Below are 21,163 nucleotides of genomic sequence, written 5' to 3' on the forward strand. Positions count from 1 at the left end.
CCCGCGGTCGGTCCGCCACCGGCGGGACCAGTCGGAACGTGCAGCCGCGACCGGGTGCCGCGTCGAGTTCGAGGCGACCGCCGTGGCCCTCGGCGACGGCCGCCGCGACGGCGAGGCCGCTACCGCCGTGGGCGCGGGACCGGGACGGGTCGGCGCGGTGGAAGCGCTCGAAGGCGTGCTCGGCGTCGGACGCGGCGAGGCCGGGCCCTCGTCGGCGACGCCCTGCGCGGCGCGCCGAAGGCGATGCCCGCCGCGGGGCCGCCCGACCGGGCGCCCGGCGGTACGGGCGGACAGCCACCGGACGGACAGCCATCGGACGGACAGCCATCGGACCCGCGGTAGCCGGGCAGCGAACATGCTCGTACCGAACATGTTTCGCTCTACACTGCTGTATGCCCACTCCGCAAAGCCGCCGCGAGCGCCCTGCCAAGCCCGCCCTCACCCGGGAGGGCATCGTCGACACCGCCGTGGCGCTCATGGAGGAGGAGGGGCTCCAGCGGGTCACCATGCGCCGTCTGGCCCAGGCCCTGGACACCGGTCCGGCGTCCCTGTACGTGTACCTCGCCAACACCGCCGAGCTGCACGGCGCGATCCTCGACCGCCTGCTGGGCCGGGTCGACCTGGACGCCGCGCCCGCGGGAGCCGACTGGCGCACCCGGCTGGACGCCGTGCTCGCCGGCTACGAAGGGCTGCTGCTCGCCCACCCGGCGCTCGCCCAGTCGGCTCTGGCCGCCCGTCCCTCCGGCGAGAACTACCTCGCCCTGCTGGAAGTTCTGCTCGCCCTGCTCGCCGAGGGCGGCGTGCCCGGCCTCCAGGCCGCCTGGGGCGTCGACATCCTGCTGCAGACCGCCACCGCCACTGCGGCCGAGCATTCCGCCCACCCCGAGGACACCCGCGCCGAGCAGGAGTGGGCGCAACTGCGGCAGGCTCTCGCCGACGCCTCGGCCGACGAGCACCCGCATGTGCGCGCCCTGGCCGGGAGCCTTCTGTCCGGCACCCCGTCCACGCGCCGCCAGTGGCGGATCGACACCCTCCTCAACGGCATCCTGATCACCCGCCCGGAGGGCTGACAGCCACCTCGGCACTCAGGAGCGGTGCCCGGACGAGCAGTAGGCGAATGCGTCGAATGACGGATCACGCGAGGGCGTCGCGGCGCCGGCCTTCGTCGCCGTCATCGCGGTTCCCCCCGCCGGGGTGGAAGTCGGCGCCACGGCAGCCTCGTTCGCGGAGGTCACCTTGCCCAGTTCGCCCAACGCCCTGCTCTGGCGCGGCCTGCTGGCCGTCGTCATCGGCATCGTCTCCGTCTCCTGGCCGGGCATCACCGTCGGCGCCTTCGCCGTCCTGTTCGCCGTCTACGCGTTCGTGTACGCGGTGACGGACGGGGTCCGCGCCTTCAGCAGCGACCGGGTGGGACCGGTCCTCGGCTGGCTGCTGCCGGCCGTGCTGTCCGTCGTGGCCGGCGTCAGCTCACTGGCCTGGCCGGGCATCACGGCCCTGGTGCTCACCCTCTGGGTCGCCGCGTGGGCCCTGACGACGGGTGCCATGGAGGTCGCCCTTGCCTTCCTGCGCGGTGAGACGGCGGGTGAGCGGGCCTGTTCCTGCTGACCGGCCTCGTGTCGGTCGCGCTCGGGTTCGTGCTCTTCGTGCGGCCGGACATCGGTGCGGTCTCGCTCGCCACCGTCCTCGGTCTCTTCAGCATCGTCCACGGCATCTCGGCGGTCTTCGCCTCCTCGGAGGTGCGCCGCCGGCGCCGCTCCGAGCCGCTCGGCGGCTGACCGACCACCCGATTTCCTTGCCTACCAAAGCACATACTGGCCCCGGCGTACTCGATGACGACAGGCTCGGACCGCGGAAGGCCGGCCTGGACCTCGGCATCGCCATCGCGGATTTCACCCGGCCCGGCCACGGCGAGCCCCCACGGGATGCGGGGGTCAGTCGAGTTTCTCGACCACCGCTTCGAACTGCCGGACCATGGCCGGCACCGACCGCCCGTCGAGCAGGTCCACGACCCGCTTGCGGGCGCTCGCCAGGTGTACGGGGTACGCGGCCTGGAGGCGCTTCAGGCCTTCCGGGGTGAGCGTCGCCACGTTGCCGCGGGCGTCGCCCTCGTAGCGGCGCTTGACGACCTGGCCGCGGCTCTGCAGCGCGTCCACGACCCGGGTGATGCGGCTCGCGGACAGGGCGGTGGCCGAGGCGAGGTCCGTCATGCGGAGTTCCTGGTTCTCGGCCTCGGAGAGGTTCATGAGGACGACGTACTCGGTGAGCGTCAGCCCCGTGGACCGCAGCAGATCGTCGTCCAGCGAGCGCGGCAGCGCCACGATCACGCGCATCAGGGCACGCCAGAGACGCTCCTCCTGGGCGGTCAACGGTTCTTCGACGCTCATCGAATCAGAATAGCGTGCTCAAGCAACGAACCTCAACCGTGCGCACGAGTGCCGCCGGGCCCGTCAGGAGAGGCGCAACGCGACATTCGTGCGAGCCTGTTCGAGGAGTTCGTCGCCACGTTCCGACAGCACGGTGCGGGCGGCGCACAGGGGGGTTGTGTCACGGGCGCCATGGTGACGGTCGGCGGCGGAGCGCGGGCCGGTTTCTGGCGCGCTCCTCGTCCGGATTCGTCCGGGTCCTCCGGGACCGCGGCTAGAGGGACGTCACGGGCACCAGCCGTCCCCGGGAGATGATGGACACCGCCTTCTTGAGGGGGCGCACCCGCATGCTGACGCTGTAGGCGTCGATGCCCGGGGTGGCGGCGACGCGGGTGGTCAGATAGCGGTAGAAGTCGTCGGGGTCACGGCTGATGACGCTGACCATCAGGTTGTACTCACCGCTGACGGCCCCCGCGAACGGCACCTCCTCATGGCCGGCGAACTCCTCGCCGACCTGCTCCAGCCGGGCGGGGGCCACCCGCAGCCAGAGCGTGGCGTTCAGGGGGTAGCCCAGGTTCTCGGGCAGCAGCTCGACCTCGTATTCGAGGGTGCCGGAGCTCTCCAGCGACTCCAGCCTGCGCGCCACCCGGGACAGCGACCAGCCGGTGCGTTCGGCGAGCCGGGTGTGGGTGGTACGGCCGTCCTCGGCGAGGGCGTCCAGCAGCGGGGCGTCCTCGGCGGTGGGGGCCGGCGGGGGCGAGGGGGCCGGCGGGGGCCGTTCCGCCGTGAGCCGTCGTACCTGCTCGGCGTCGAGGCTGTCACCGTATCCGGTCCAGTGGATGGTGCCCGGGGTGCCGTACTCGTGGAGCAGCAGATCGATGCTGACGTCCAGGACCGAGCCCGACCTCGGCAGTTGCCGGAACAGGAAGTCGTCGCGCTCCGTGTCCAGGGGCGCGCGGATCACACAGAAGATCTCGGAACCGGCCGAGGCCAGGTGGGCGTAGGCGATGTCGGGATGGCGGGCCAGGGCGTCGGCGAGCGGGCCGACCCGGTCGGGACGGCAGCGGATGCGGGCCACCCACTGCGCGGAGCCGTACACCCGCGGGTTGACCAGCCCGAGCACGCGCAGTGTGCCGCTGCGGCGCAGCGCCTGGTAGCGGCGTGCCGCGGTCTGCTCGGAGACGCCGGCCACCTCGCCGATCCTCCGGAAGGGCAGCCGAGGGGCGCACTGCAGGGCACGGAGGATCTTTCTGTCCACGTCGTCGAGCATGGCGGAAGTCTGTCACGGATGGGCGGTCTCTATGGAGGCTTTTGCAGCCGGGAGGGCACTTGGTTGGCGGTTGCGGGTGGGCAGACCGGATGCTGTGGCGGCGGGTTTCCCCTCGGAAGCCCGCACCCCACAGGCCACCGGATCCGCCGGTGGCCTTCTAGCGCGGTGCGGTGCGCCGCGAAGGAGTATCTCCGTGAACGTCACGACACCGGCGAGCGCGCCGGTCGAGCGACGGGCGGCCACGATCGTCATGGCCTGCCTGGGCGTCTTCGTCGCCTATCTTCCGGTCACCACCGTCGCCGTGAGCCTGCCCGCCCTGCAGGCCGCGCTGAACGCCTCGACCGCACAACTGTCGTGGGTGCAGGACGCGTTCGTGCTGCCGATGGCCGCGTTCATCCTGACCGCGGGCGTCTTCGGTGACGTCCACGGGCGCAAGAAGGTCTTCCAGGCCGGTCTGCTGTTCTCGGCCGCGGGCGCGGTCACCGCCCTGTGCGCGCAGTCGATCGAGGTCGTCTGGGCCGGACAGGCCCTGGCCGGTGTCGGGGCGGCCGCGCTGCTGCCGACCACGCTGGCGCTGATCAGCCACGTGGTGCCCGACCACCGGGAGCGCGGCAAGTACATCGGCATATGGGCGACCTGTCTGATGGCCGCCCTCGCGGTCGGCCCGGTGATCGCCGGTGTGGTCGTCGCGCACTTCTCGTGGCGCTGGATCTACCTGCCGGGCATCCCGGTGGCGCTGCTCGCCGTCGCGGTCGCGGCCCGGCAGCTGACCGACTCCCGGGCCCCGCACGGGCGCCGGCTGGACTGGCCCGGCCAGCTCACCGCCACGCTCGCGATCACCGCCCTGGTCTACGGCGTGATCGAGGGCGGCGCCGGCTCGTTCACCGACGCCAAGGTGATGGTGGCGCTGTTCACGGCAGCAGCCGCCGGTGTCGCCTTCGTCCTGGCGGAACGGCGCAGCGACAGCCCGATGCTGGACCTGAGCCTGTTCCGCAGCCCCGCCTTCACCGCCACCACGCTGGTGGCGATGATCAGCTTCCTGGCGCTGATCGGGTTCTTCTTCGTGCTGAGCCTGTACTTCGGCATGGTGCAGCGGCTGGACACCCTTCAGGCCTGCTGGCGGCTGCTGATGGTCACCGGGGCGGCCCTGCTGGTCGGCGGTCCGGCCGGGCGGCTGATGCACCGGATCTCCGCACGCTGGATGATCACCGGCGGTCTGCTGCTCGTCGCCTTCGCCCAGTTCGCGCTGACCGGGCTGGCCGCCGACACCTCCTTCGGCTCGGCCGCCTGGCGGCTGGCCCTGCTGGGCCTTGGCATGGGCCTGGTCATGACCCCCATGACCGCGACCGCGGTGGCCTCCGTGCCCTACCACCTGGCCGGCATGGCCGCCGCGGGCAACAACGCCTTCCGGCAGGTCGGCGGCGCCCTGGGCCCGGCCGTGCTGGGCGCGCTGCTCACCACCCGGGCGCTGCACGCGCTGCCCGGCCGTCTCACCGACGCGGGCGTCACCGGCGCGGCGCAGGACCGCATCGTCACGACCGCGCAGACGGACGGCCTCGGCGCGGTCGCCGGGCTCGACCTCGGCGCCCGCACCGGGCAGGCGATGGGCGCGCTCGGCGACTCGTTCCTGGACGGGATGCGCCTGTGCCTGATCACGGCGGGGAGCCTGACGCTGCTGGCCGCCCTGGTCTCGGCGGTCCTGCTGCGCGCACCCCGGCAGCAGCCGACCCTCAGGGCGGCCGGGCACACCACGGCCGAGAAGTCGGCCGCGGCGCAGGGCGCCTGACGGCTCAGCGCACCAGGCAGGGCCGCTTGGCGTCGAAGGCCCAGTCCGCCACCAGGTACTGCATCCCGGCCGCGTCGTCCCGACCCGCGCCGAGGTCCAGCTCCTCGTGGCGGGCGTGGGCCGCGAGCAGCCGGTCCATGTCGAGCCGGACGCCGAGTCCGGGGGCGTCGGTGACGGCGACCTCGCCGCCGGAGATCCTCGGCGGCTCGACGGTGAGCCGCTCCTGTCCCTCCTGCCAGATCCAGTGCGTGTCCAGGGCGTTGTACTCGCCGGGGGCCGCGGCACCGCAGTGCGCCATCATCGCGAGCGAGATGTCGAAGTGGTTGTTGGAGTGGCAGCCCCAGGTGAGCCCCGTCTCGTGGCAGAGCTGGGCCACCCGGACCGACCCCTGCATGGTCCAGAAGTGCGGGTCCGCCAGCGGGATCGACACCGACTGCAGGGCGAGGGCGTGGGTGAGCTGCCGCCAGTCGGTGGCGATCATGTTGGTCGCGGTGGGCAGCCCGGTGGCCCGGCGGAACTCGGCGAGGATCTCCCGGCCGGAGTAGCCCGCCTCGGCCCCGCACGGGTCCTCGGCGTAGGCGAGGGTGCCGAGCAGCGGGCGGCACAGCTCGACGGCCTCGCGCAGGGACCAGGCGCCGTTGGGGTCGAGGGTGATCCGGGCCTCGGGGAAGCGGTCCTTCAGCGCCCGGACGGCCTCGACCTCCTCGGCGCCCGGCAGCACACCGCCCTTGAGCTTGAAGTCCCGGAAGCCGTAGCGGTCGTAGGCCGCCTCCGCCTGCCGGACGATCGCCTCCGGGGTGAGGGCCTCCTCGCGGCGGATCCGGTACCAGGGCACGTCGGAGCCGGGTTCGCGGAGGTAGTCGAGGTCGGTGCGGCCGGGGTCGCCGACGTAGAAGAGGTAGCCGAGGACGCGTACCGAGTCGCGCTGCTTGCCGTCGCCGAGCAGGGCGGCGACGGGTACCTCCAGGTGCTGGCCGAGCAGGTCGAGGAGCGCGGACTCCACGGCGGTGACGGCGTGCACGGTGGTGCGCAGGTCGAAGGTCTGCGCCCCGCGTCCGCCCGCGTCCCGCCCCGCGAACTCCTCCCCCACGGCCCGCAGCACCCGCTTGTAGTCGCCCGGCCGGGCCCCGACGACCAGGGACGCGGCATCCCGCAGGGTCCGGGTGATCGCCTCCCCGCCGGGCACCTCGCCGAGCCCGGTCCGGCCCTCGGAGTCCTCGACGACCACGACGTTGCGGGTGAAGTACGGGGCGTGCGCACCGGACAGGTTGAGCAGCATCGAGTCCCGGCCTGCCACCGGATACACGGAGAAGCGGGTGACGACGGGCTGGCTCATGGGTGACATGTCCTTCGGATACCGGGCGCCATGCCCATGGTCGTGAATGACGCCTGCATACAGAGACTACATCTACGTACGGAGACAGAGGCTATGGATGTGGACGTGCTCGGGTCAATGGGTGTGGACGGATCCGGATCGTCGGCGAGGTCTTCGACACCGGCCGGCAGGGCATGCGGGAGTTCACGGACCTGGCGACGCTCCGGACCACCGCCCCGGACCTGCACCCGGCCGACCACGCCGCACGACTCGCACCGGGCACCGACGTACACGCGTACGTCGCCCACCTCGGCAAGGCGCTGAGTAGTCCAACGACGGGTGCTGGACGCGTCGGTGACCGGGCGTGAGACTGGGGAGGATCCGACGACCCGGCCCGGGAGGGTGACCATGGACGACCGGACAGCGGCTCCTGCACGCGTGGAGCTCACCCCCGAAGCCGCCGAACTGGTGCGCCGGCTGCACGCCGAGCACGGCCCGCTGATGTTCCACCAGTCCGGCGGCTGCTGCGACGGCAGCGCACCCATGTGCTACCCCGACGGCGAGTTCCGCACCGGCGGCTCGGACGTGCTGCTGGCCGAGCTGGCGGTGGACGGGGTCGAGGAGCCGGTCACCTTCTGGATGTCCCGCAGCCAGTACGAGGTGTGGAGCCACACCCGGCTGATCGTGGACGTGGTACCCGGACGGGGGAGCGGTTTCTCCCTGGAGGCACCCGAGGGGGTGCGTTTCCTCACCCGTTCTCGCGTAGTCGACGGCTAGCCGCCCCGCCGGTCACTCCGGTCTGCTGCACTTCCCTGTGTCCTGAGAACTTGACGAGACATCAGGGGGTGCGGTGACGCATCGTCGGAGACGGCTTGCAGCGACGACCCGAAACCTGTGCACGATTCTCACCACGTCCGGCGTGCTGGCCGGTGCGGCCCTCGCGGGGGCTGCACCGGCCGGCGCCGCGTCGGAGGCCGGCCGGATCGCGTCCGGCGTCGCCTACCGGCAGTTCGACGTCCCGGCGGCCAAGGGCACGGTCCACGTCCATCTGCTGACCGTCGAGCTGACCGACCCGCACGTGCACGTGGACCTGCTCTCGCCGGGCGCGGTGGCCGCACGGTCGCCGGTGTCCACGATGGCGGACGCGGCGGGAGCGGTCGCGGGCGTGAACGGCGACTTCTTCAACATCTCCGAGACCCAGCACCCGGGCGTCGCGGTGACCGGCGCGAGCGTCGGCCCGGCGATCGCGCACGGCAGGGTGCTCAAGGCGGCGGTGCCGACGGCCCAGCGGTTCGGGCCCTCGCTGCCGCCCGGCACCGACACCACCGACGTCTTCGGCGTCGGCGTGGACCGCCGGGCCCGGCTCGACCGGCTGACACTCGTCGGCACGGTCCGCACCCCCGACGCCACCCTGGCGCTGCGGGGGCTCAACCAGTACGCCCTGGCACAGGGGGCGGTGGGCGCCTACACCGCCGCCTGGGGCTCGGCCTCCCGCAAGCGCGCCACCTGCGGCTCGGACACCGACCGGGCCGCCGGATGCAGCACGGACACCTACGAGGTGCGGGTCCGCGCCGGCAAGGTCGTCGCCACGTCCGACACCCCGGGCAGCGGTGCGATCGCCACCGGGACGACCGTCCTGCTGGGCCGGGAGGCGGGCGCGGACAGACTGCGCGCCCTCACCAAGGGCGAACGGGTCACCGTCCGCGAGCACATGGTGGCGTCCGCCGCCAGGATCCCGTACCGCTTCGCGGTCGGCGGCTACCCGGTGCTGCGCGACGGCGAGCCGCTGGCCGGCCTGAACGACACCACCGCGGCCGTGCGCACGGCCGTCGGGTACGCGAACGGCGGGCGCAGGCTGCTGCTGCTCGCGCTGGACGGCGCGGCGGCCTACCGCAGCGGGCTGACCATCGCCGAAGTCGCCGACGAGATGCGGCAGTTGGGCGCGGTCGACGCATTCAGCCTGGACGGCGGCGGCTCCTCGACGATGGTGGCCCGCACCGCGGGGGCGAAGACGGTGAGCGTGCTCAACCACCCGACCGAGAGCCCGGAACGCGCCGTGGCCAACGGGATCGGGGTCTTCTGGAAACCCTGACGGAACCCTGAGCCGGCCGACCCCGGCGGCCGGCTCAGGGCCGCAGACTGCTGACCAGGTCGGCCGTGGCGGTGAGCCCGCTGGTGATGGTCGGCGCCATGCTGGTACTGGCCAGGAAGAACCCGAACAGCATGCAGACCAGGGCGTGTGAGATCTTCAGCGCGCCCTGGCGCATGAAGATCACGGCCAGCAACAGGAGCAGCAGCACCACAGAGATGGAAACGGCCATCGCGAACCTCCTCCGCCACGCCCGTTCCGGGGCGTTCGGCCGCAAGTGTGGCGTAGCGGAGGGTTGGCCCGTGCGGTTGACACGGCCCCCGTTCGAGTGGTCTTACGACGCCGCGCGGGCGTCCAGGAAGGCCTCCAGGCCAGCCAGGTCGTCGGTGTTGAAGTAGTCGATGCCGGCGGCGAACAACTCGCTCCACAGCGCGTCGCGGGCGGGGCCGGCCACGTCGGGGGTGTTCCAGAAGCGCACCGTCTGACCGTGCGCGTGCGCCTGGCCGATGATGTCGAGCAGCTTCCGGCGCTCGGCGTCGGGGAACGCGCCCTCGCCGAGCCAGGTGAAGTTGAGCTGCCAGTTGTCGCTGATCAACGGGACGAAGGAGGCGGGCGCCGCGGTGCCGAGGTCGGTGAGCCGGCCGTCGTAGAAGGCCCGGCGCACGGTCTGCGCCTCCATCGGCGTGCGGGCGGCTCGGTCACCGGAGATGACGTTGGTGACGGCACCGGGGATCACCCGGCCGTGGGCGTAGGTGGTGAACAGGTGCGGGTAGCGCCGCAGGTGCCGGTCGAGCTCCAGGTAGGTCGAGGAGCCCTCGGTCTTGATGTCGATGAGCAGTTGCAGCGGCCTTCGCCAACCCCGGTACACGGAACCGTGGTTGGCCTTGACGATGGCGGACAGCGGGTCGAGGTACAGGGATTCGAGGGTACGGCTCGGGTCGAGGTCGTCCGCCGTGTGGCCGATCAGGAGCTGGTCGCCGACGAGGAAGATGTCGGCCTCGACGCTCCCGAACCGGTGGCCGAGGGCGTCGTACAGGGGGTGGGTGTGCTCGTAGTCGTTGTGGGCGTGGGCACGCCACAGCGGTCGCCGACCACGCCGACCGCCGCCCGCCCAGGCCTGCGCGCCGGGCAGTACGACGGCGCCGGCGAGGGCGGCACCGAGGGTGGTGAGGGCTCTGCGACGGGTGGTGAGGGCCATGCTCTGCCTCCCTTGTAGGGCCATGAGTGACCCAAGGGAGTATGCGTGCGAACAGAGCCCAATCGGCGCACCTGCGCAGGAGGTTGGCTGGACTGCCACCCCCGGTTCACTTCATGCCGACCCCGGCACGGGCGCCCCGCAAGGGGCGCGGGGCTGCATTTGATATGCGGCTCCGCCGCGTGGGCGCGACCGGCCCCCACACACCCGCAGCCGAAAACCGTCACCTCACGGCGCTTGAAGGTCGACGAGCCCGGCAAGAGCCGACCGGTGCGCCCCCGCGGTACCGAAGGCGATCGAGTCGGCCTTCGCCCGCTTCAGATACAGGTGAATGGGATGTTCCCAGGTCATCCCAATGCCCGCGTGCAACTGCAGCGCCTCCTCCGCCGCGTGCACGGCGACCGGCGCCGCATACGCCTGCGCGACGGCCACCAGCACATCGGCGTCCCCGCCGGAGGCCAGCGCGTCGGCCGCACCGCGCGCCGCCGCGCGAAGGTTCACCACCTCCAGCCACAGCTGCGCCAGCCGGTGCTTGATCGCCTGGAACCCGCCCACCGGCCGGTTGAACTGCTTGCGCTCCTTGAGGTACCGCACGGTCTCGGTCAGCGCCCATTCGGCGACGCCGAACTGCTCGGAGGCCAGCAGCCCGGCCCCGGCCCGCAGCGCCCGTCGTACCGCGGGCTCGGCGTCGCCCACGCGCCGCCCGGCCGCCCCGTCCAGGGTCACCGTGGCGAGCGGCCTGGTCAGGTCGAACGCGACCTGCGGGGTGACGGTCACCGCGCCCGCCTCGACCGCGTACAGCCCACCGTCGGCGCCGGGCACCAGCAGCACGTCGGCCGCGACCGCGTCCGCGATCCCGGTCAACTCACCGTGCAGACGGCCGTCTTCGACGCGTACGGTGCTGAACTCGCCGCCCGGGGCGACATGCAGCCCCACCGCCAGCGCCCCGACGGTCCGCCCGGACGCCAGCTTCCCGAGCAACTGCCCGTCGCCGCAGGCCAGCAGCGCCTCGGTCGCCACCACGGCACTGGTCAGATACGGCACCGGCGCGACCGCCCGCCCCAGCTCCTCCAGGACGACGGCGACCTCGCGGTGCGACGCACCCTGGCCGCCCAGCTCCTCGGGGACCAGCAGGCCGGCGAGGCCCATGCCCTCGGTGAGGGCCTTCCAGGCCGCCGCGTCGTGCGGGGTGTCCGACTCGGTACGGGCGATGACGCCCGGCGCGTCGCAGTGGTCGGCGAGCAGGTCCCGCACCGCGGCCCGCAGCGCCTCTTCCTCCTCCGAGTACAACAGATCGCTCATCGGGCGAGGTCCTTCCAGGCGACGTCCTTGTCGGTGCGCGGCTCCGAGGGCAGGCCCAGGACGCGCTCGGCGACGATGTTCAGCAGGACCTCGCTGGTCCCGCCCTCGATGCTGTTGCCCTTGGCGCGGAGGTAGCGGTAGCCCGCGTCCCGGCCGGTGAAGTCGACGAGTTCGGGCCGGCGCATGGTCCAGTCGTCGTACAACAGGCCTTCCTCGCCCCGGAGTTCGACCTCAAGGCCACTGATCTCCTGGTTGAGGCGGGCGAAGGCGAGCTTCATGCCGGCGCCCTCGGGCCCGGGCTGTCCGGCGACCAGCTGCTGGCGCAGGCGCTCGGCGGTGAGGCGGGCGACCTCGGACTCCACCCACAGCTTCAGCAGCCGCTGGTGCAGGTCGTGGGTGCGCAGTGCGGGGCGTTCGCGCCAGGTCTTCACGACCGGGCCGATCATGCCGCCCTCGCGGGGCAGCCGCATGCCGCCGATGGCGACGCGCTCGTTGTTCAGCGTGGTCTGCGCGACCCGCCAGCCGTCGCCGACCGCGCCGAGGCGCCGGGAGTCGGGGATCCGGACGTCGGTGAGGAAGACCTCGTTGAACTCGGCCTCGCCGGTGATCTGCCGCAGCGGGCGGACGTCGACGCCGGGGTCGGTCATGTCGCAGACGAAGTAGGTGATGCCCGCGTGCTTGGGCACGTCCGGGTCGGTGCGGGCGATGAGGATGGCCCAGCGGGCGTTGTGCGCGCCGGAGGTCCACACCTTCTGCCCGTTCACCACCCACTCGTCGCCCTCCCGCACGGCCCGGGTGCCCAGCGCGGCCAGGTCGGAGCCGGCGCCCGGCTCGCTGAACAGCTGGCACCAGACCTCCTCGCCGATCCACAACGGCCGCAGATAGCACTGCTTCTGCTCCTCCGTGCCGTACTTGAGGATGGTCGGCGCGGCCATGCCGAGCCCGATGCCGTTGCGGCGCGAGTCGTTGTCGGGGGCGCCGGCGGCCTCCAGCTCGGCGTCCACGACGACCTGGAGGGAGCGGGGGGCACCGAGTCCGCCGAGGCCCTCCGGATAGTGCACCCAGGCGAGTCCGGCGTCGAAGCGGGCCTTGAGGAAGTCGAGCCGATCGGTGGTCTCCACCGGATACGCGGCCAGCAACTCGGCGGTGCGGCGCTGGAGTTCGGCGGCGTCGGTCATGCTGCGGCTCCGTTCGGTACGACGGTGACCCGGCCGGTGGTGACGCCGTCGCCGACCCGCTGCACGGCCGCGGCGGCCCCGGACAGCGGGACCCGCTCGCTCACCAGGGGCTTGATGGCGCCCTTGGCGGCCAGCTCGCTGAGCTGCCGGTGGCACTCCAGGATCAGCCCGGGGTTCTTGGTGGCGTACAGGCCCCAGTGCAGGCCCTGGATGGAGTAGTTCTTCACCAGGGCGTGGTTGAGCGCCGGGCTGGGGATGCTGCCGCTGGCGAAGCCGACGACCACGATCCGGCCCTCGAAGGCGACCACCTTGGTGGACTGGGTGTAGGCGTCGCCGCCGACCGGGTCGTAGATCACGTCGGCGCCCCGGCCGCCGGTGGCCTCCTTGACGGCGGCGACGACGTCCTCGGCGCGCCGGTCCACGACGACGTCGCAGCCCTGCTGGCGGGCGACGGCGGCCTTGTCGGCGCCGCCGACGACACCGATCACCGTCGCCCCGGCGGCCTTGCCGAGTTGCACGGCCGCACTGCCGACCCCGCCGGCGGCGGCGTGCACGAGCAGCGTCTCGCCGGCCTGCAGGGCCGCCCTGCGGTGCAGGCCGAACCAGCCCGTCTGGTAGCCGATGTGCAGCGCGGCGGCCTCGGCGTCGTCCAGCGCGTCCGGCGCGGGCAGCAGCGCGGCGGCGTCCGCGACCGCGTACTCGGCGAAACCGCCGTGCGGCAGCGCCGGGTTGGCGATCACCCGGCGCCCGTCCTCGGTCTCGCCGCAGATCTCCACCCCCGGCGTGAACGGCAGCGGCGGGCGCACCTGGTAGTGGCCCCGGCACATCAGGACGTCCGGGAAGTTGATGTTGGCGGCACGCACCCTGAGCAGCACCTGGCCGTCGCCGGGCGTGGGCCGCTCCACCTCCTGGAGCCGCATCACCTCGCTCGGCTCGCCGTTCTCGTGCACTTGCCATGCCTGCATGCGGTGCCTCCACGGGACTGCGTCGACTGCGTCGTCTGACCGGGGTCCACCGCATACTAAGCGGTCGCTTGCCATGGAGGGAACAGCCGCCCGGGGAACGCCGCAATCGCCGGGCCGGATTGGTCACGCCGGATGCGTCGGGCCGGATGCGTCGGGCCGGATGCCTCACGGCCGCTTCGGGCGGGCCCGCACGTGCATCCGCTCCCCCTGCGGCCCGAACAGGCTGAGGAACTCCACCGGCCCCTCCCCCGTCGACCCGAACCAGTGCGGCACCCGGGTGTCGAACTCGGCCGCCTCCCCCGGCCCCAGCACGACGTCGTGGTCGCCGAGCACCAGCCGCAACTTCCCGGACAGCACGTAGAGCCACTCGTAGCCCTCGTGGGTCCGCGGCTCGGGTTCGAGTTTCCGCCTGGGTTCGAGCACCTTGAAGGCCTGCAGACCGCCGGGCTGCCGGGTGAGCGGCAGGAACGTCCTGCCGTACCGCTCCATCGGCTTGGCCCGCACCCGCGGGTCGCCGGCCGGCGGGGCGCCGACCAGTTCGTCCAGGGGCACCTGGTGGGCCTGCGCGATCGGCAGCAGCAGCTCCAGGCTGGGCTTGCGCAGCCCGGACTCCAGCCGGGAGAGGGTGCTGACCGAGATGCCGGTGGTCTCGGAGAGGGCGGCGAGGGTGACCTCCCGCTCCTTGCGGATCCGGCGCAGCCGGGGTCCCACGCCTGCCAGGACGTCGTCCGTAGTCATGACTGCATTGCAGTTTCGGCAAAGCCGTTTGTCAATCCGGCAGCGGCCGGGCCACCCTCGGCCGCGGAGGTGGTCACCATGACCGATACGTACGAAGTGGTCGTCGTCGGAGGCGGCGCGGCCGGCCTGTCCGCCGCGCTGGTCCTGGGCCGGGCCCGGCGCCGCACGCTGGTCGTCGACGCCGGCGAGCCGCGCAACGCCCCGGCGGCCCACATGCAGGGCTTTCTGTCCCGGGACGGCATGGCGCCCGCGGAGTTCCTGGCGGTGGGCCGGGAGGAGATCGCCCGGTACGGCGTGGAGCTGGTCCGGGACCTGGCGGTGGGCGCGACGAGGGACGACGCGGGCGGCTTCACGGTGACGCTGGCGGGCGGCCGGACGGTCCGGGCCCGGCAGCTGGTCGTCGCCACCGGCCTGAAGGACGAGCTCCCGCCGGTCCCCGGCGTGGCCGAGCGCTTCGGCCGGGACGTGCTGCACTGCCCGTACTGCCACGGCTGGGAGGTCCGCGACCAGGCCTTCGGCGTGCTGGCCACGACGCCGATGAGCGTGCACCAGGCGCTGATGGTCACCCAGTGGTCCAAGGACGTGACCCTCTTCCTGCACCAGGTCGAGGAGACGGAGCTGACCGACGACGACCTGCGGCGGCTGGCCGCGGCCGGGGTGCGGGTGGTGCCGGGCGAGGTCGTCGGGCTGCGGATCGAGGACGACCGGCTGACGGGCGTACGGCTCGCCGAAGGGACCGTGCACGAACGGGAGGCACTGTTCGTCGCGCCCCGCCCGGTCCCGCGGAACGACCTGTTCCTCGGGCTCGGCGCGGAGCTGACGGAGACCCCCTTCGGCGCCTACCCGGTGATCGACGAACGGGGCCTGACGACCGTGCCCGGGCTGTGGGCGGCCGGCAACGCGAGCGGTTTCGCCGAACAGGTGGTCAACGCGGCGAGCCGCGGCTACCGGGCCGGCGCGGCGATCAACGGCGAGCTGCTCTTCGCCGACCTGGACGCGGCGGTACGGGCGTAGCCCGGACACGCCCGACGGCGTCTGGTCCGGGCACGTCCGACGGCGTCTGGTCCGAGCATGCCCGAGGGCGTCCGGCCCGAGCACACCCGAGGGCGTCCGGCCCGAGCACACCCGAGGGCGTCCGGCCCGAGCACACCCGACGGCGTCCGGCCCGAGCACACCCGACGGCGTCCGGCCCGAGCACACCCGACGGCGTCCGGCCCGAGCACACCCGACGGGGTGTGGTCCGGCGGCGCCCGTTGCACCATGGCTGCATGCTGCTGACCCGGCTCGCCGAAGTGTCCCGGGAGGTCGCCGCCACCGCGGCCAGGTCCCGCAAGAGCGCGCTGCTCGCCGAGCTCTTCCGGGAGACGGCGCCCGACGACGTGCCGGTCGTCATCCCGTACCTGGCCGGGCGGCTCCCGCAGGGCCGTCTCGGCGTCGGCTGGAAGGTGCTGAGCCGGCCCGTCCCGCCGGCCGCCGAACCGTCCCTCACGGTCCGCGCGGTCGACGCCCTGCTCGGCGAGCTCGGCAAGGTCTCCGGGACCGGATCGCAGGCCGAACGGGCCCGGATCGTGGGCGAGTTGATGGGAGCGGCGACGGCGGACGAGCAGCACTTCCTGCTGGGGCTGATCACCGGGGAGGTCCGGCAGGGCGCCCTGGACGCGATCGCCGTCGAAGGGCTCGCGCAGGCGACCGGCGCGGACCCGGCCGACGTGCGCCGGGCGGTGATGCTCGCCGGGTCCCTCCAGGCGGTTGCGGCGGCGCTGCTGGCGGACGGCCCGTCGGCCCTGGAGCGCTTCCGGCTCACCGTCGGCCGCCCGGTGCTGCCCATGCTGGCCCACACCGCAGCCTCGGTCGCCGAGGCGGTGGCGAAGCTGGGCGGCTCGGCGGTCGAGGAGAAGCTGGACGGCATCCGGGTCCAGGTCCACCGGGACGGCGACACGGTACGGGTCTTCACCCGCACCCTGGACGACATCACCGACCGCCTGCCCGAGGTGACCGCCGCCGCACGGGAGCTGGGCGGCGACCGGTTCGTCCTGGACGGCGAGGTGATCTCCTTCGACGCGGACGGGCGGCCCCGCTCCTTCCAGGAGACGGCGGGCCGGGTCGGCTCCCGGACGGACGTGGCGAAGGCGGCCCGGGAGGTTCCGGTCTCCCCCGTCTTCTTCGACGCGCTCGCGGTCGACGGCCGCGACCTGCTCGACCTGCCCTTCGCCGGACGGCACGCGGAACTGGCCCGGCTGGTCCCGGAGCCGATGCGGGTGCGCCGGGCGCTGGTGTCCGGGCCGGACGACACGCCGGCCGCCGAGGAGTTCCTCGCCGCCGCCCTGGACCGCGGCCACGAGGGCGTGGTCGTCAAGGGCCTCGACGCGCCCTACAGCGCCGGCCGCCGGGGCGCCTCCTGGCTGAAGGTGAAACCCGTCCACACCCTCGACCTGGTCGTCCTGGCCGCCGAGTGGGGCCACGGCCGCCGCACCGGCAGGCTCTCCAACCTCCACCTCGGCGCCCGCAACCCGGACGGCACCTTCGCCATGCTCGGCAAGACCTTCAAGGGCCTGACCGACGCGTTGCTGGAGTGGCAGACCGCCCGGCTCAGGGAACTGGAGGTCTCGGACGACGGCTGGGTGGTGACCGTACGCCCCGAACTCGTCGTCGAGATCGCCTACGACGGTCTGCAGCGGTCCACCCGCTATCCGGCCGGGGTGACGCTGCGCTTCGCGCGGGTCGTCCGCTACCGCGAGGACAAACGGCCCGAGGAGGCCGATACGGTGGAGACCCTGCTGGCCGCCCACCCGGAGGTACGGCGTTGACGGAGCCGAAGCGCAGCGCCGGACTGTTGTTGTTCCGGCATACCGACGAAGGCGTCGAGGTGTTGCTCGGCCATATGGGCGGGCCGTTCTTCGCCAAGAAGGACGCGGGCGCCTGGACCGTCCCCAAGGGCGAGTACGGGCCGGACGAGCCCGCCTGGGAGGCGGCCCGCCGCGAGTTCCGGGAGGAGCTGGGCCTGGCGCCGCCGGACGGCGAGGCGATCGAGCTGGGCGAGGTCCGGCAGACCAACGGCAAGATCGTCACGGCGTGGGCGATCGAGGCCGACCTGGACCCGGCCACCGTCGAACCGGGCACCTTCGTGATGGAGTGGCCGCCGCGGTCGGGCCGGATCCAGGAGTTCCCCGAGCTGGACCGGGTGGCCTGGCTGACCCCGGACCGGGCCCGCGAGGTGATCGTCAAGGCGCAGGCCGCGTTTCTCGACCGGCTGGCGGAGCACACGCGCTGAACAGCGCCCCCTACGTTGCGGTCGCCCCGGCCGCGCGGGAAGGTCATAGCAAGCCCGCTCCAAGGGAGGTCAGCCATGCCCATCGCGACGGTCAACCCGGCGACCGGCGAGACGCTCGAATCGTTCGAGGCCATGGACGAGGACGAGCTCGAACGCCGGCTCGAACTCGCCGAGGCGACGTTCCGCACGTACCGCACGAGCACCTTCGCCGAGCGCGCCCGGCTGCTGCACCGGGCCGCCGACCTGCTCGACGGCGACCTGGACGGCATCGCGCGCATCATGACCACCGAGATGGGCAAGCCGCTGAAGCAGGCCCGTGCGGAGGCCGCCAAGTGCGCGAAGGCGATGCGCTGGTACGCCGACCACGCGGAGGAACTGCTGGCCGACGAGGAGCCGGCGGATTCGGACGTGAAGGACTCGGGCGCGTCCCGGGTACGGGTGCGGTACCGCCCCATCGGGCCGGTGCTCGCCGTGATGCCGTGGAACTTCCCGCTCTGGCAGGTGGTCAGGTTCGCCGCGCCGGCGCTGATGGCGGGCAACGTGGGCCTGCTCAAGCACGCGTCCAACGTCCCGCAGACCGCCCTGTACCTGGAGGACCTGTTCCACCGGGCCGGCTTCACCGAGGGCTGCTTCCAGACCCTGCTGATCGGCTCGGGCGCGGTCGACGACGTCCTGCGCGACGAGCGGGTGCGGGCGGCGACGCTCACCGGCAGCGAGCCCGCGGGCCGTGCGGTCGCCGCCACCGCCGGCGAGATGATCAAGAAGACGGTGCTGGAGCTGGGCGGCAGCGACCCGTACGTGGTGATGTCCTCGGCGGACATCGACCGCGCCGCGAGGATCGCGGTGACGGCGCGCGTGCAGAACAACGGGCAGTCGTGCATCGCCGCGAAGCGGTTCATCGTGCACACGGCCGTCTACGACGCGTTCGCGGAGCGGTTCGTGGCGGGCATGGCCGCGCTGCGCACGGGCGACCCGATGGACGAGGCGACGGACGTCGGTCCGCTGGCGAGCGAGCAGGGGCGCAGGGACCTGGAGGAGCTGGTCGAGGACGCGAAGCGGTCGGGTGCGGAGGTGCTGTGCGGCGGGCGGCGGCCGGAGGGGCCCGGCTGGTACTACCCGCCGACCGTCCTGGCCGGGATCCACCGCGACATGCGCATCCACCGCGAGGAGGCGTTCGGTCCGGTGGCCACGCTGTACCGGGCCGGGGACCTGGACGAGGCGGTCCTCATCGCCAACGACTCGCCCTTCGGGCTGAGTTCGAACGTGTGGACGCGGGACGACGCCGAGGTGGACCGGTTCGTGCGGGATCTGGAGGCCGGTGGCGTGTTCGTCAACGGCATGACCGCCTCCCACCCGGCGTTTCCGTTCGGCGGGGTGAAGCGGTCCGGCTACGGCCGTGAGCTGTCCGGGCACGGAATCCGGGAGTTCTGCAACATCACCACTGTTTGGCAGGGTGCGTGAGCGTTGCGCGACTACGATCCCGAGTGTGAACCGCGAAGTGACCCTGCCTCTGATCGTCGACGACCGCGGGACCTTGCAGGTGGCCGCGGCCGACGTGAGTAAGTTGTTGCGGACGTTGGGGGCACGGTGGCTGCGTCTGGTGGAGGCCGACGAGGGTGGGCTGGACGAGGACACGGTGGCTGCGCTGACCATCGAGCTGGCGAAACTCGCCGATCGGATCGACGTGGCTTGTATCGCCCATAGCAGTGGGGAGTGACGGTCGTTCAGCGGGTGCGGGTGGGGTTGTGGCTGGTCGCGCAGTTCCCCGCGCCCCTAGGTGAGTGCGCTGAGCGACGTCCAGAACATCTGCTCGTATGCCTGGAGCAGGCGGCCGTAGGTGTACACGCGCTTCTCGTCCAGGCGTCCTGAGTCCAGTCCCGCCTGCACCGCTGCCGTCGCCTGTTGGTCCAGGGCCGGGGCCGGTTCTGCGAAGAAGTCGAAGAAGGCGCAGGACTCGTCGGTGAAGCCGTAGTGCTCGCGCAGGCCCTGCGCGATGGTCGCGCAATACGTGCCCCACGTCGCGAAGTTGGCCGTGACGGCGAGGACGGCGTCCGTCGGGGTGGCGTTGAGGGCGAGCCAGGAGATGTACGCCGGGTACGCCTGGCAGCCCGGTAGGGGCTCGTACGCCCGCATGCGCTCTTCATCCACTCCGCACGCCTCGGCGAACGCGCCCAGCCGCTCTGCGGCCAGCTCCTCGCCCTCGGCCAGCGTGGTGAAGAACCCGGCGGCCGCCGGCTCCTCGGAGGCGCGCTGCGCCAGATGCAGGAACGCGTGCCGGTCGGCGGGGATCACCCGGTGTTGTTCCAGGGCGAGTGCGGCGAGTGTCTCCAGGCTCGCCCGGCCGCCGGCCACGAGGGGGACCAACGGGTTGGCTTTCGGGTCCGGGGAAAGCTCTGACCTGGTCGTTTCCAGCATCTCGACGGCCGTGCCGGGCATCGCGTCCTCCTCGTCTGGATACCTCTGTGCTGATCCGACCCTGACACGGGGTCACCGGTTCGGAGTAGTCCGGCGAGAGATCGTCGCCCTCACGGGTGATCGTGAGGGAACCACCTCCTGAGGTGAACCACCTCTCTGACCGGTCGGACCCAAACCCGCCGGAAGGCTGAAAGCAGGCACGGTTCATGGCGACTTTGTGCAAACCCTCAGTGTCGGTCCCGGAGTACGTGATCACGATGGAGGAGACGCTGGAACTGGCGCGCTCCCACCACGAGAACCACCCGCAGCTGCCGTTGGCGCTGAGACTGATCGAGAACACGGGCGTTCGCACCCGGCACATCGTGCAGCCGATCGAGGAGACCCTGAAGCACCCCGGCTTCGAGGAGCGCAACAAGCTCTACGAGGTCGAGGCCAAGGCCAGGGTCCCCGCAGTCATCCAGCGAGCGCTCGACGACGCCGAGCTGCTCACCAGCGACATCGACGTGATCATCTACGTCTCGTGCACGGGCTTCATGATGCCCTCGCTCACCGCGTGGCTGATCAACGAGATGGACTTCGACTCCACCACCCGCCAGATCCCCATCGCGCAGCTCGGCTGCGCGGCCGGCGGAGCGGCGATCAACCGGGCGCACGACTTCTGCTCGGCGTACCCGAACTCCAACGCCCTCATCGTGGCCTGCGAGTTCTGCTCGCTGTGCTACCAGCCGACCGACCTCGGCGTCGGCTCGCTGCTCTCCAACGGCCTCTTCGGCGACGGCATCGCCGCCGCCGTGGTCCGCGGCCAGGGCGGCACGGGCGTCGAGCTCGAACGCAACGGCTCGTACCTGATCCCGAAGACCGAAGAGTGGATCATGTACGACGTGCGGGCCACCGGGTTCCACTTCCTGCTGGACAAGCGGGTCCCGGCGACCATGGAGCCGCTGGCGCCGGCTCTCCAGGACCTGGCGGGGCTGCACGGCTGGGACGCGTCCGACCTGGACTTCTACATAGTCCACGCGGGCGGGCCGCGCATCCTGGACGACCTGAGCAAGTTCCTCCAGGTCGACCCGCACGCCTTCCGGTTCAGCCGGGCCACGCTCACCGAGTACGGCAACATCGCGAGCGCCGTCGTCCTGGACGCCCTGCGCCGGATGTTCGACGAGGGCGGTGCCGAGCACCAGGCGCGCGGCCTGCTGGCCGGGTTCGGTCCCGGCATCACCGCGGAGATGTCGCTGGGTCGCTGGCGGCGTCCGGACGAAGAGGCGGCTCGATAGAG

General features: G+C 72.5%; 23 protein-coding genes and 1 pseudogene. 13 read left to right on the forward strand and 11 right to left on the reverse strand.

All coding sequences use genetic code 11. The annotated features are described in order from the left end of the window. Positions 1–25 precede the first annotated feature (25 nt). Positions 26–508, reverse strand: a pseudogene (locus ACGF5O_RS09480) (ATP-binding protein); the annotation flags it as partial. Between ACGF5O_RS09480 and ACGF5O_RS09485 the strand changes: the two are divergent. From ACGF5O_RS09485 to ACGF5O_RS09495, 3 genes are all read left to right on the forward strand, one after another. Further along, positions 393–1,070 (forward strand): TetR/AcrR family transcriptional regulator, encoded by a 678-nt coding sequence (locus ACGF5O_RS09485; protein ID WP_393809319.1) that lies wholly within the window; start codon positions 393–395, stop codon positions 1,068–1,070. The pseudogene ACGF5O_RS09480 and the gene ACGF5O_RS09485 sit on opposite strands and share 116 nt — an antisense overlap. 166 nt (positions 1,071–1,236) lie before the next feature. Further along, on the forward strand, positions 1,237–1,605 hold the full coding sequence (locus ACGF5O_RS09490) for an HdeD family acid-resistance protein (RefSeq protein ID WP_393809320.1): 369 nt from the start codon (positions 1,237–1,239) through the stop codon (positions 1,603–1,605). Positions 1,606–1,613: 8 nt separating this feature from the next. Next, positions 1,614–1,775 carry a DUF308 domain-containing protein gene (locus ACGF5O_RS09495; protein WP_393809321.1) on the forward strand — a complete coding sequence of 54 codons (162 nt, stop codon included), beginning with the start codon at positions 1,614–1,616 and terminating at the stop codon, positions 1,773–1,775. Positions 1,776–1,931: 156 nt separating this feature from the next. Here ACGF5O_RS09495 and ACGF5O_RS09500 read toward each other — a convergent pair whose 3' ends face one another. Together ACGF5O_RS09500 and ACGF5O_RS09505 are read right to left on the reverse strand one after the other, a co-directional pair. After that, on the reverse strand, positions 1,932–2,384 hold the full coding sequence (locus ACGF5O_RS09500; protein WP_393809322.1) for a MarR family winged helix-turn-helix transcriptional regulator: 453 nt from the start codon (positions 2,382–2,384) through the stop codon (positions 1,932–1,934). A 253-nt stretch (positions 2,385–2,637) separates the two neighbouring features. Further along, a complete protein-coding gene (locus tag ACGF5O_RS09505) occupies positions 2,638–3,633 on the reverse strand; it encodes an Lrp/AsnC family transcriptional regulator (RefSeq protein WP_393809323.1) in 996 nt (331 codons plus the stop codon). Positions 3,634–3,826: 193 nt separating this feature from the next. Here ACGF5O_RS09505 and ACGF5O_RS09510 point away from each other — a divergent pair, with 193 nt between their 5' ends. Then, complete coding sequence (locus tag ACGF5O_RS09510; RefSeq protein WP_393809324.1) at positions 3,827–5,419, forward strand: MFS transporter; 1,593 nt, start codon at positions 3,827–3,829, stop codon at positions 5,417–5,419. Positions 5,420–5,423: 4 nt separating this feature from the next. On the opposite strand, the gene ACGF5O_RS09515 is transcribed toward ACGF5O_RS09510, so the two are convergent. After that, positions 5,424–6,755: an enolase C-terminal domain-like protein gene (locus ACGF5O_RS09515; protein ID WP_393809325.1), complete on the reverse strand. Its 1,332-nt coding sequence runs from the start codon at positions 6,753–6,755 to the stop codon at positions 5,424–5,426. Between the two features lie 173 nt (positions 6,756–6,928). Between ACGF5O_RS09515 and ACGF5O_RS09520 the strand changes: the two genes are divergently transcribed. From ACGF5O_RS09520 to ACGF5O_RS09530, 3 genes are all read left to right on the forward strand, one after another. Continuing rightward, complete coding sequence (locus ACGF5O_RS09520; protein WP_393809326.1) at positions 6,929–7,102, forward strand: hypothetical protein; 174 nt, start codon at positions 6,929–6,931, stop codon at positions 7,100–7,102. A gap of 40 nt (positions 7,103–7,142) precedes the next feature. Then, positions 7,143–7,511 carry a DUF779 domain-containing protein gene (locus tag ACGF5O_RS09525; protein ID WP_393809327.1) on the forward strand — a complete coding sequence of 123 codons (369 nt, stop codon included), beginning with the start codon at positions 7,143–7,145 and terminating at the stop codon, positions 7,509–7,511. A 142-nt stretch (positions 7,512–7,653) separates the two neighbouring features. Then, entirely contained in the window at positions 7,654–8,826 is a 1,173-nt protein-coding gene (locus ACGF5O_RS09530; protein ID WP_393809328.1) for a phosphodiester glycosidase family protein, read from the forward strand. A 34-nt stretch (positions 8,827–8,860) separates the two neighbouring features. On the opposite strand, the gene ACGF5O_RS09535 is transcribed toward ACGF5O_RS09530, so the two are convergent. The 6 genes from ACGF5O_RS09535 to ACGF5O_RS09560 form a co-directional block, all read right to left on the reverse strand. Next, entirely contained in the window at positions 8,861–9,055 is a 195-nt protein-coding gene (locus ACGF5O_RS09535; RefSeq protein ID WP_093505948.1) for a hypothetical protein, read from the reverse strand. 102 nt (positions 9,056–9,157) lie between these two features. Continuing rightward, positions 9,158–10,021 carry a phosphatidylinositol-specific phospholipase C/glycerophosphodiester phosphodiesterase family protein gene (locus ACGF5O_RS09540; RefSeq protein ID WP_393809329.1) on the reverse strand — a complete coding sequence of 288 codons (864 nt, stop codon included), beginning with the start codon at positions 10,019–10,021 and terminating at the stop codon, positions 9,158–9,160. A 225-nt stretch (positions 10,022–10,246) separates the two neighbouring features. Then, the gene (locus ACGF5O_RS09545; protein WP_393809330.1) at positions 10,247–11,320 is read right to left on the reverse strand and encodes an acyl-CoA dehydrogenase family protein; all 1,074 of its coding nucleotides are present in this window, start codon (positions 11,318–11,320) and stop codon (positions 10,247–10,249) included. Continuing rightward, positions 11,317–12,498 carry an acyl-CoA dehydrogenase family protein gene (locus ACGF5O_RS09550; RefSeq protein ID WP_393809331.1) on the reverse strand — a complete coding sequence of 394 codons (1,182 nt, stop codon included), beginning with the start codon at positions 12,496–12,498 and terminating at the stop codon, positions 11,317–11,319. The genes ACGF5O_RS09545 and ACGF5O_RS09550 overlap by 4 nt, the downstream gene beginning before the upstream one ends. Further along, the gene (locus ACGF5O_RS09555) at positions 12,495–13,463 is read right to left on the reverse strand and encodes an NADPH:quinone oxidoreductase family protein (RefSeq protein WP_393809332.1); all 969 of its coding nucleotides are present in this window, start codon (positions 13,461–13,463) and stop codon (positions 12,495–12,497) included. Before ACGF5O_RS09555 ends, ACGF5O_RS09550 begins: the two co-directional genes overlap by 4 nt. Positions 13,464–13,628: 165 nt before the next feature. Further along, entirely contained in the window at positions 13,629–14,201 is a 573-nt protein-coding gene (locus ACGF5O_RS09560; RefSeq protein WP_393809333.1) for a helix-turn-helix domain-containing protein, read from the reverse strand. A gap of 78 nt (positions 14,202–14,279) precedes the next feature. Here ACGF5O_RS09560 and ACGF5O_RS09565 point away from each other — a divergent pair, with 78 nt between their 5' ends. The 5 genes from ACGF5O_RS09565 (at position 14,280) to ACGF5O_RS09585 (ending at position 19,189) form a co-directional block, all read left to right on the forward strand. After that, positions 14,280–15,215 (forward strand): NAD(P)/FAD-dependent oxidoreductase, encoded by a 936-nt coding sequence (locus ACGF5O_RS09565; RefSeq protein ID WP_393809334.1) that lies wholly within the window; start codon positions 14,280–14,282, stop codon positions 15,213–15,215. Between the two features lie 254 nt (positions 15,216–15,469). Further along, the gene (locus ACGF5O_RS09570; protein ID WP_393809335.1) at positions 15,470–17,008 is read left to right on the forward strand and encodes an ATP-dependent DNA ligase; all 1,539 of its coding nucleotides are present in this window, start codon (positions 15,470–15,472) and stop codon (positions 17,006–17,008) included. Further along, positions 17,005–17,472, forward strand: a complete 468-nt coding sequence (locus tag ACGF5O_RS09575; protein ID WP_393809336.1) for an NUDIX domain-containing protein — start codon at positions 17,005–17,007, stop codon at positions 17,470–17,472. The genes ACGF5O_RS09570 and ACGF5O_RS09575 overlap by 4 nt, the downstream gene beginning before the upstream one ends. A 75-nt stretch (positions 17,473–17,547) precedes the next feature. Further along, on the forward strand, positions 17,548–18,933 hold the full coding sequence (locus ACGF5O_RS09580) for an NADP-dependent succinic semialdehyde dehydrogenase (RefSeq protein ID WP_393809337.1): 1,386 nt from the start codon (positions 17,548–17,550) through the stop codon (positions 18,931–18,933). A 25-nt stretch (positions 18,934–18,958) separates the two neighbouring features. Continuing rightward, positions 18,959–19,189 (forward strand): DUF6213 family protein, encoded by a 231-nt coding sequence (locus tag ACGF5O_RS09585; RefSeq protein WP_089105419.1) that lies wholly within the window; start codon positions 18,959–18,961, stop codon positions 19,187–19,189. A 56-nt stretch (positions 19,190–19,245) separates the two neighbouring features. Here the strand turns inward: ACGF5O_RS09585 and ACGF5O_RS09590 are convergent, their stop codons facing one another. Beyond that, entirely contained in the window at positions 19,246–19,908 is a 663-nt protein-coding gene (locus ACGF5O_RS09590) for a transcriptional regulator (RefSeq protein WP_393809338.1), read from the reverse strand. 185 nt (positions 19,909–20,093) lie between these two features. On the opposite strand from ACGF5O_RS09590, the gene ACGF5O_RS09595 reads away from it, so the two are divergent. Beyond that, positions 20,094–21,161, forward strand: coding sequence for a type III polyketide synthase (locus ACGF5O_RS09595; protein WP_393809339.1), 1,068 nt, complete (start codon positions 20,094–20,096; stop codon positions 21,159–21,161). Positions 21,162–21,163: the final 2 nt, after the last annotated feature.

The sequence above is a fragment of the Streptomyces sp. NPDC048291 genome, assembly GCF_043201715.1.
GTDB lineage: Bacteria > Actinomycetota > Actinomycetes > Streptomycetales > Streptomycetaceae > Streptomyces.

What these genes read in the sequence shown, in the direction of transcription:
- ACGF5O_RS09485 (WP_393809319.1), top strand. Translation starts at nt 393, where the DNA reads ATGCCCACTCCGCAAAGCCGCCGCGAGCGCCCTGCCAAGCCCGCCCTC.
- ACGF5O_RS09500 (WP_393809322.1), bottom strand. Translation starts at nt 2,384, where the DNA reads ATGAGCGTCGAAGAACCGTTGACCGCCCAGGAGGAGCGTCTCTGGCGT.
- ACGF5O_RS09505 (WP_393809323.1), bottom strand. Translation starts at nt 3,633, where the DNA reads ATGCTCGACGACGTGGACAGAAAGATCCTCCGTGCCCTGCAGTGCGCC.
- ACGF5O_RS09515 (WP_393809325.1), bottom strand. Translation starts at nt 6,755, where the DNA reads ATGAGCCAGCCCGTCGTCACCCGCTTCTCCGTGTATCCGGTGGCAGGC.
- ACGF5O_RS09520 (WP_393809326.1), top strand. Translation starts at nt 6,929, where the DNA reads ATGCGGGAGTTCACGGACCTGGCGACGCTCCGGACCACCGCCCCGGAC.
- ACGF5O_RS09525 (WP_393809327.1), top strand. Translation starts at nt 7,143, where the DNA reads ATGGACGACCGGACAGCGGCTCCTGCACGCGTGGAGCTCACCCCCGAA.
- ACGF5O_RS09535 (WP_093505948.1), bottom strand. Translation starts at nt 9,055, where the DNA reads ATGGCCGTTTCCATCTCTGTGGTGCTGCTGCTCCTGTTGCTGGCCGTG.
- ACGF5O_RS09540 (WP_393809329.1), bottom strand. Translation starts at nt 10,021, where the DNA reads ATGGCCCTCACCACCCGTCGCAGAGCCCTCACCACCCTCGGTGCCGCC.
- ACGF5O_RS09545 (WP_393809330.1), bottom strand. Translation starts at nt 11,320, where the DNA reads ATGAGCGATCTGTTGTACTCGGAGGAGGAAGAGGCGCTGCGGGCCGCG.
- ACGF5O_RS09550 (WP_393809331.1), bottom strand. Translation starts at nt 12,498, where the DNA reads ATGACCGACGCCGCCGAACTCCAGCGCCGCACCGCCGAGTTGCTGGCC.
- ACGF5O_RS09555 (WP_393809332.1), bottom strand. Translation starts at nt 13,463, where the DNA reads ATGCAGGCATGGCAAGTGCACGAGAACGGCGAGCCGAGCGAGGTGATG.
- ACGF5O_RS09560 (WP_393809333.1), bottom strand. Translation starts at nt 14,201, where the DNA reads ATGACTACGGACGACGTCCTGGCAGGCGTGGGACCCCGGCTGCGCCGG.
- ACGF5O_RS09565 (WP_393809334.1), top strand. Translation starts at nt 14,280, where the DNA reads ATGACCGATACGTACGAAGTGGTCGTCGTCGGAGGCGGCGCGGCCGGC.
- ACGF5O_RS09570 (WP_393809335.1), top strand. Translation starts at nt 15,470, where the DNA reads ATGCTGCTGACCCGGCTCGCCGAAGTGTCCCGGGAGGTCGCCGCCACC.
- ACGF5O_RS09580 (WP_393809337.1), top strand. Translation starts at nt 17,548, where the DNA reads ATGCCCATCGCGACGGTCAACCCGGCGACCGGCGAGACGCTCGAATCG.
- ACGF5O_RS09590 (WP_393809338.1), bottom strand. Translation starts at nt 19,908, where the DNA reads ATGCCCGGCACGGCCGTCGAGATGCTGGAAACGACCAGGTCAGAGCTT.
- ACGF5O_RS09595 (WP_393809339.1), top strand. Translation starts at nt 20,094, where the DNA reads ATGGCGACTTTGTGCAAACCCTCAGTGTCGGTCCCGGAGTACGTGATC.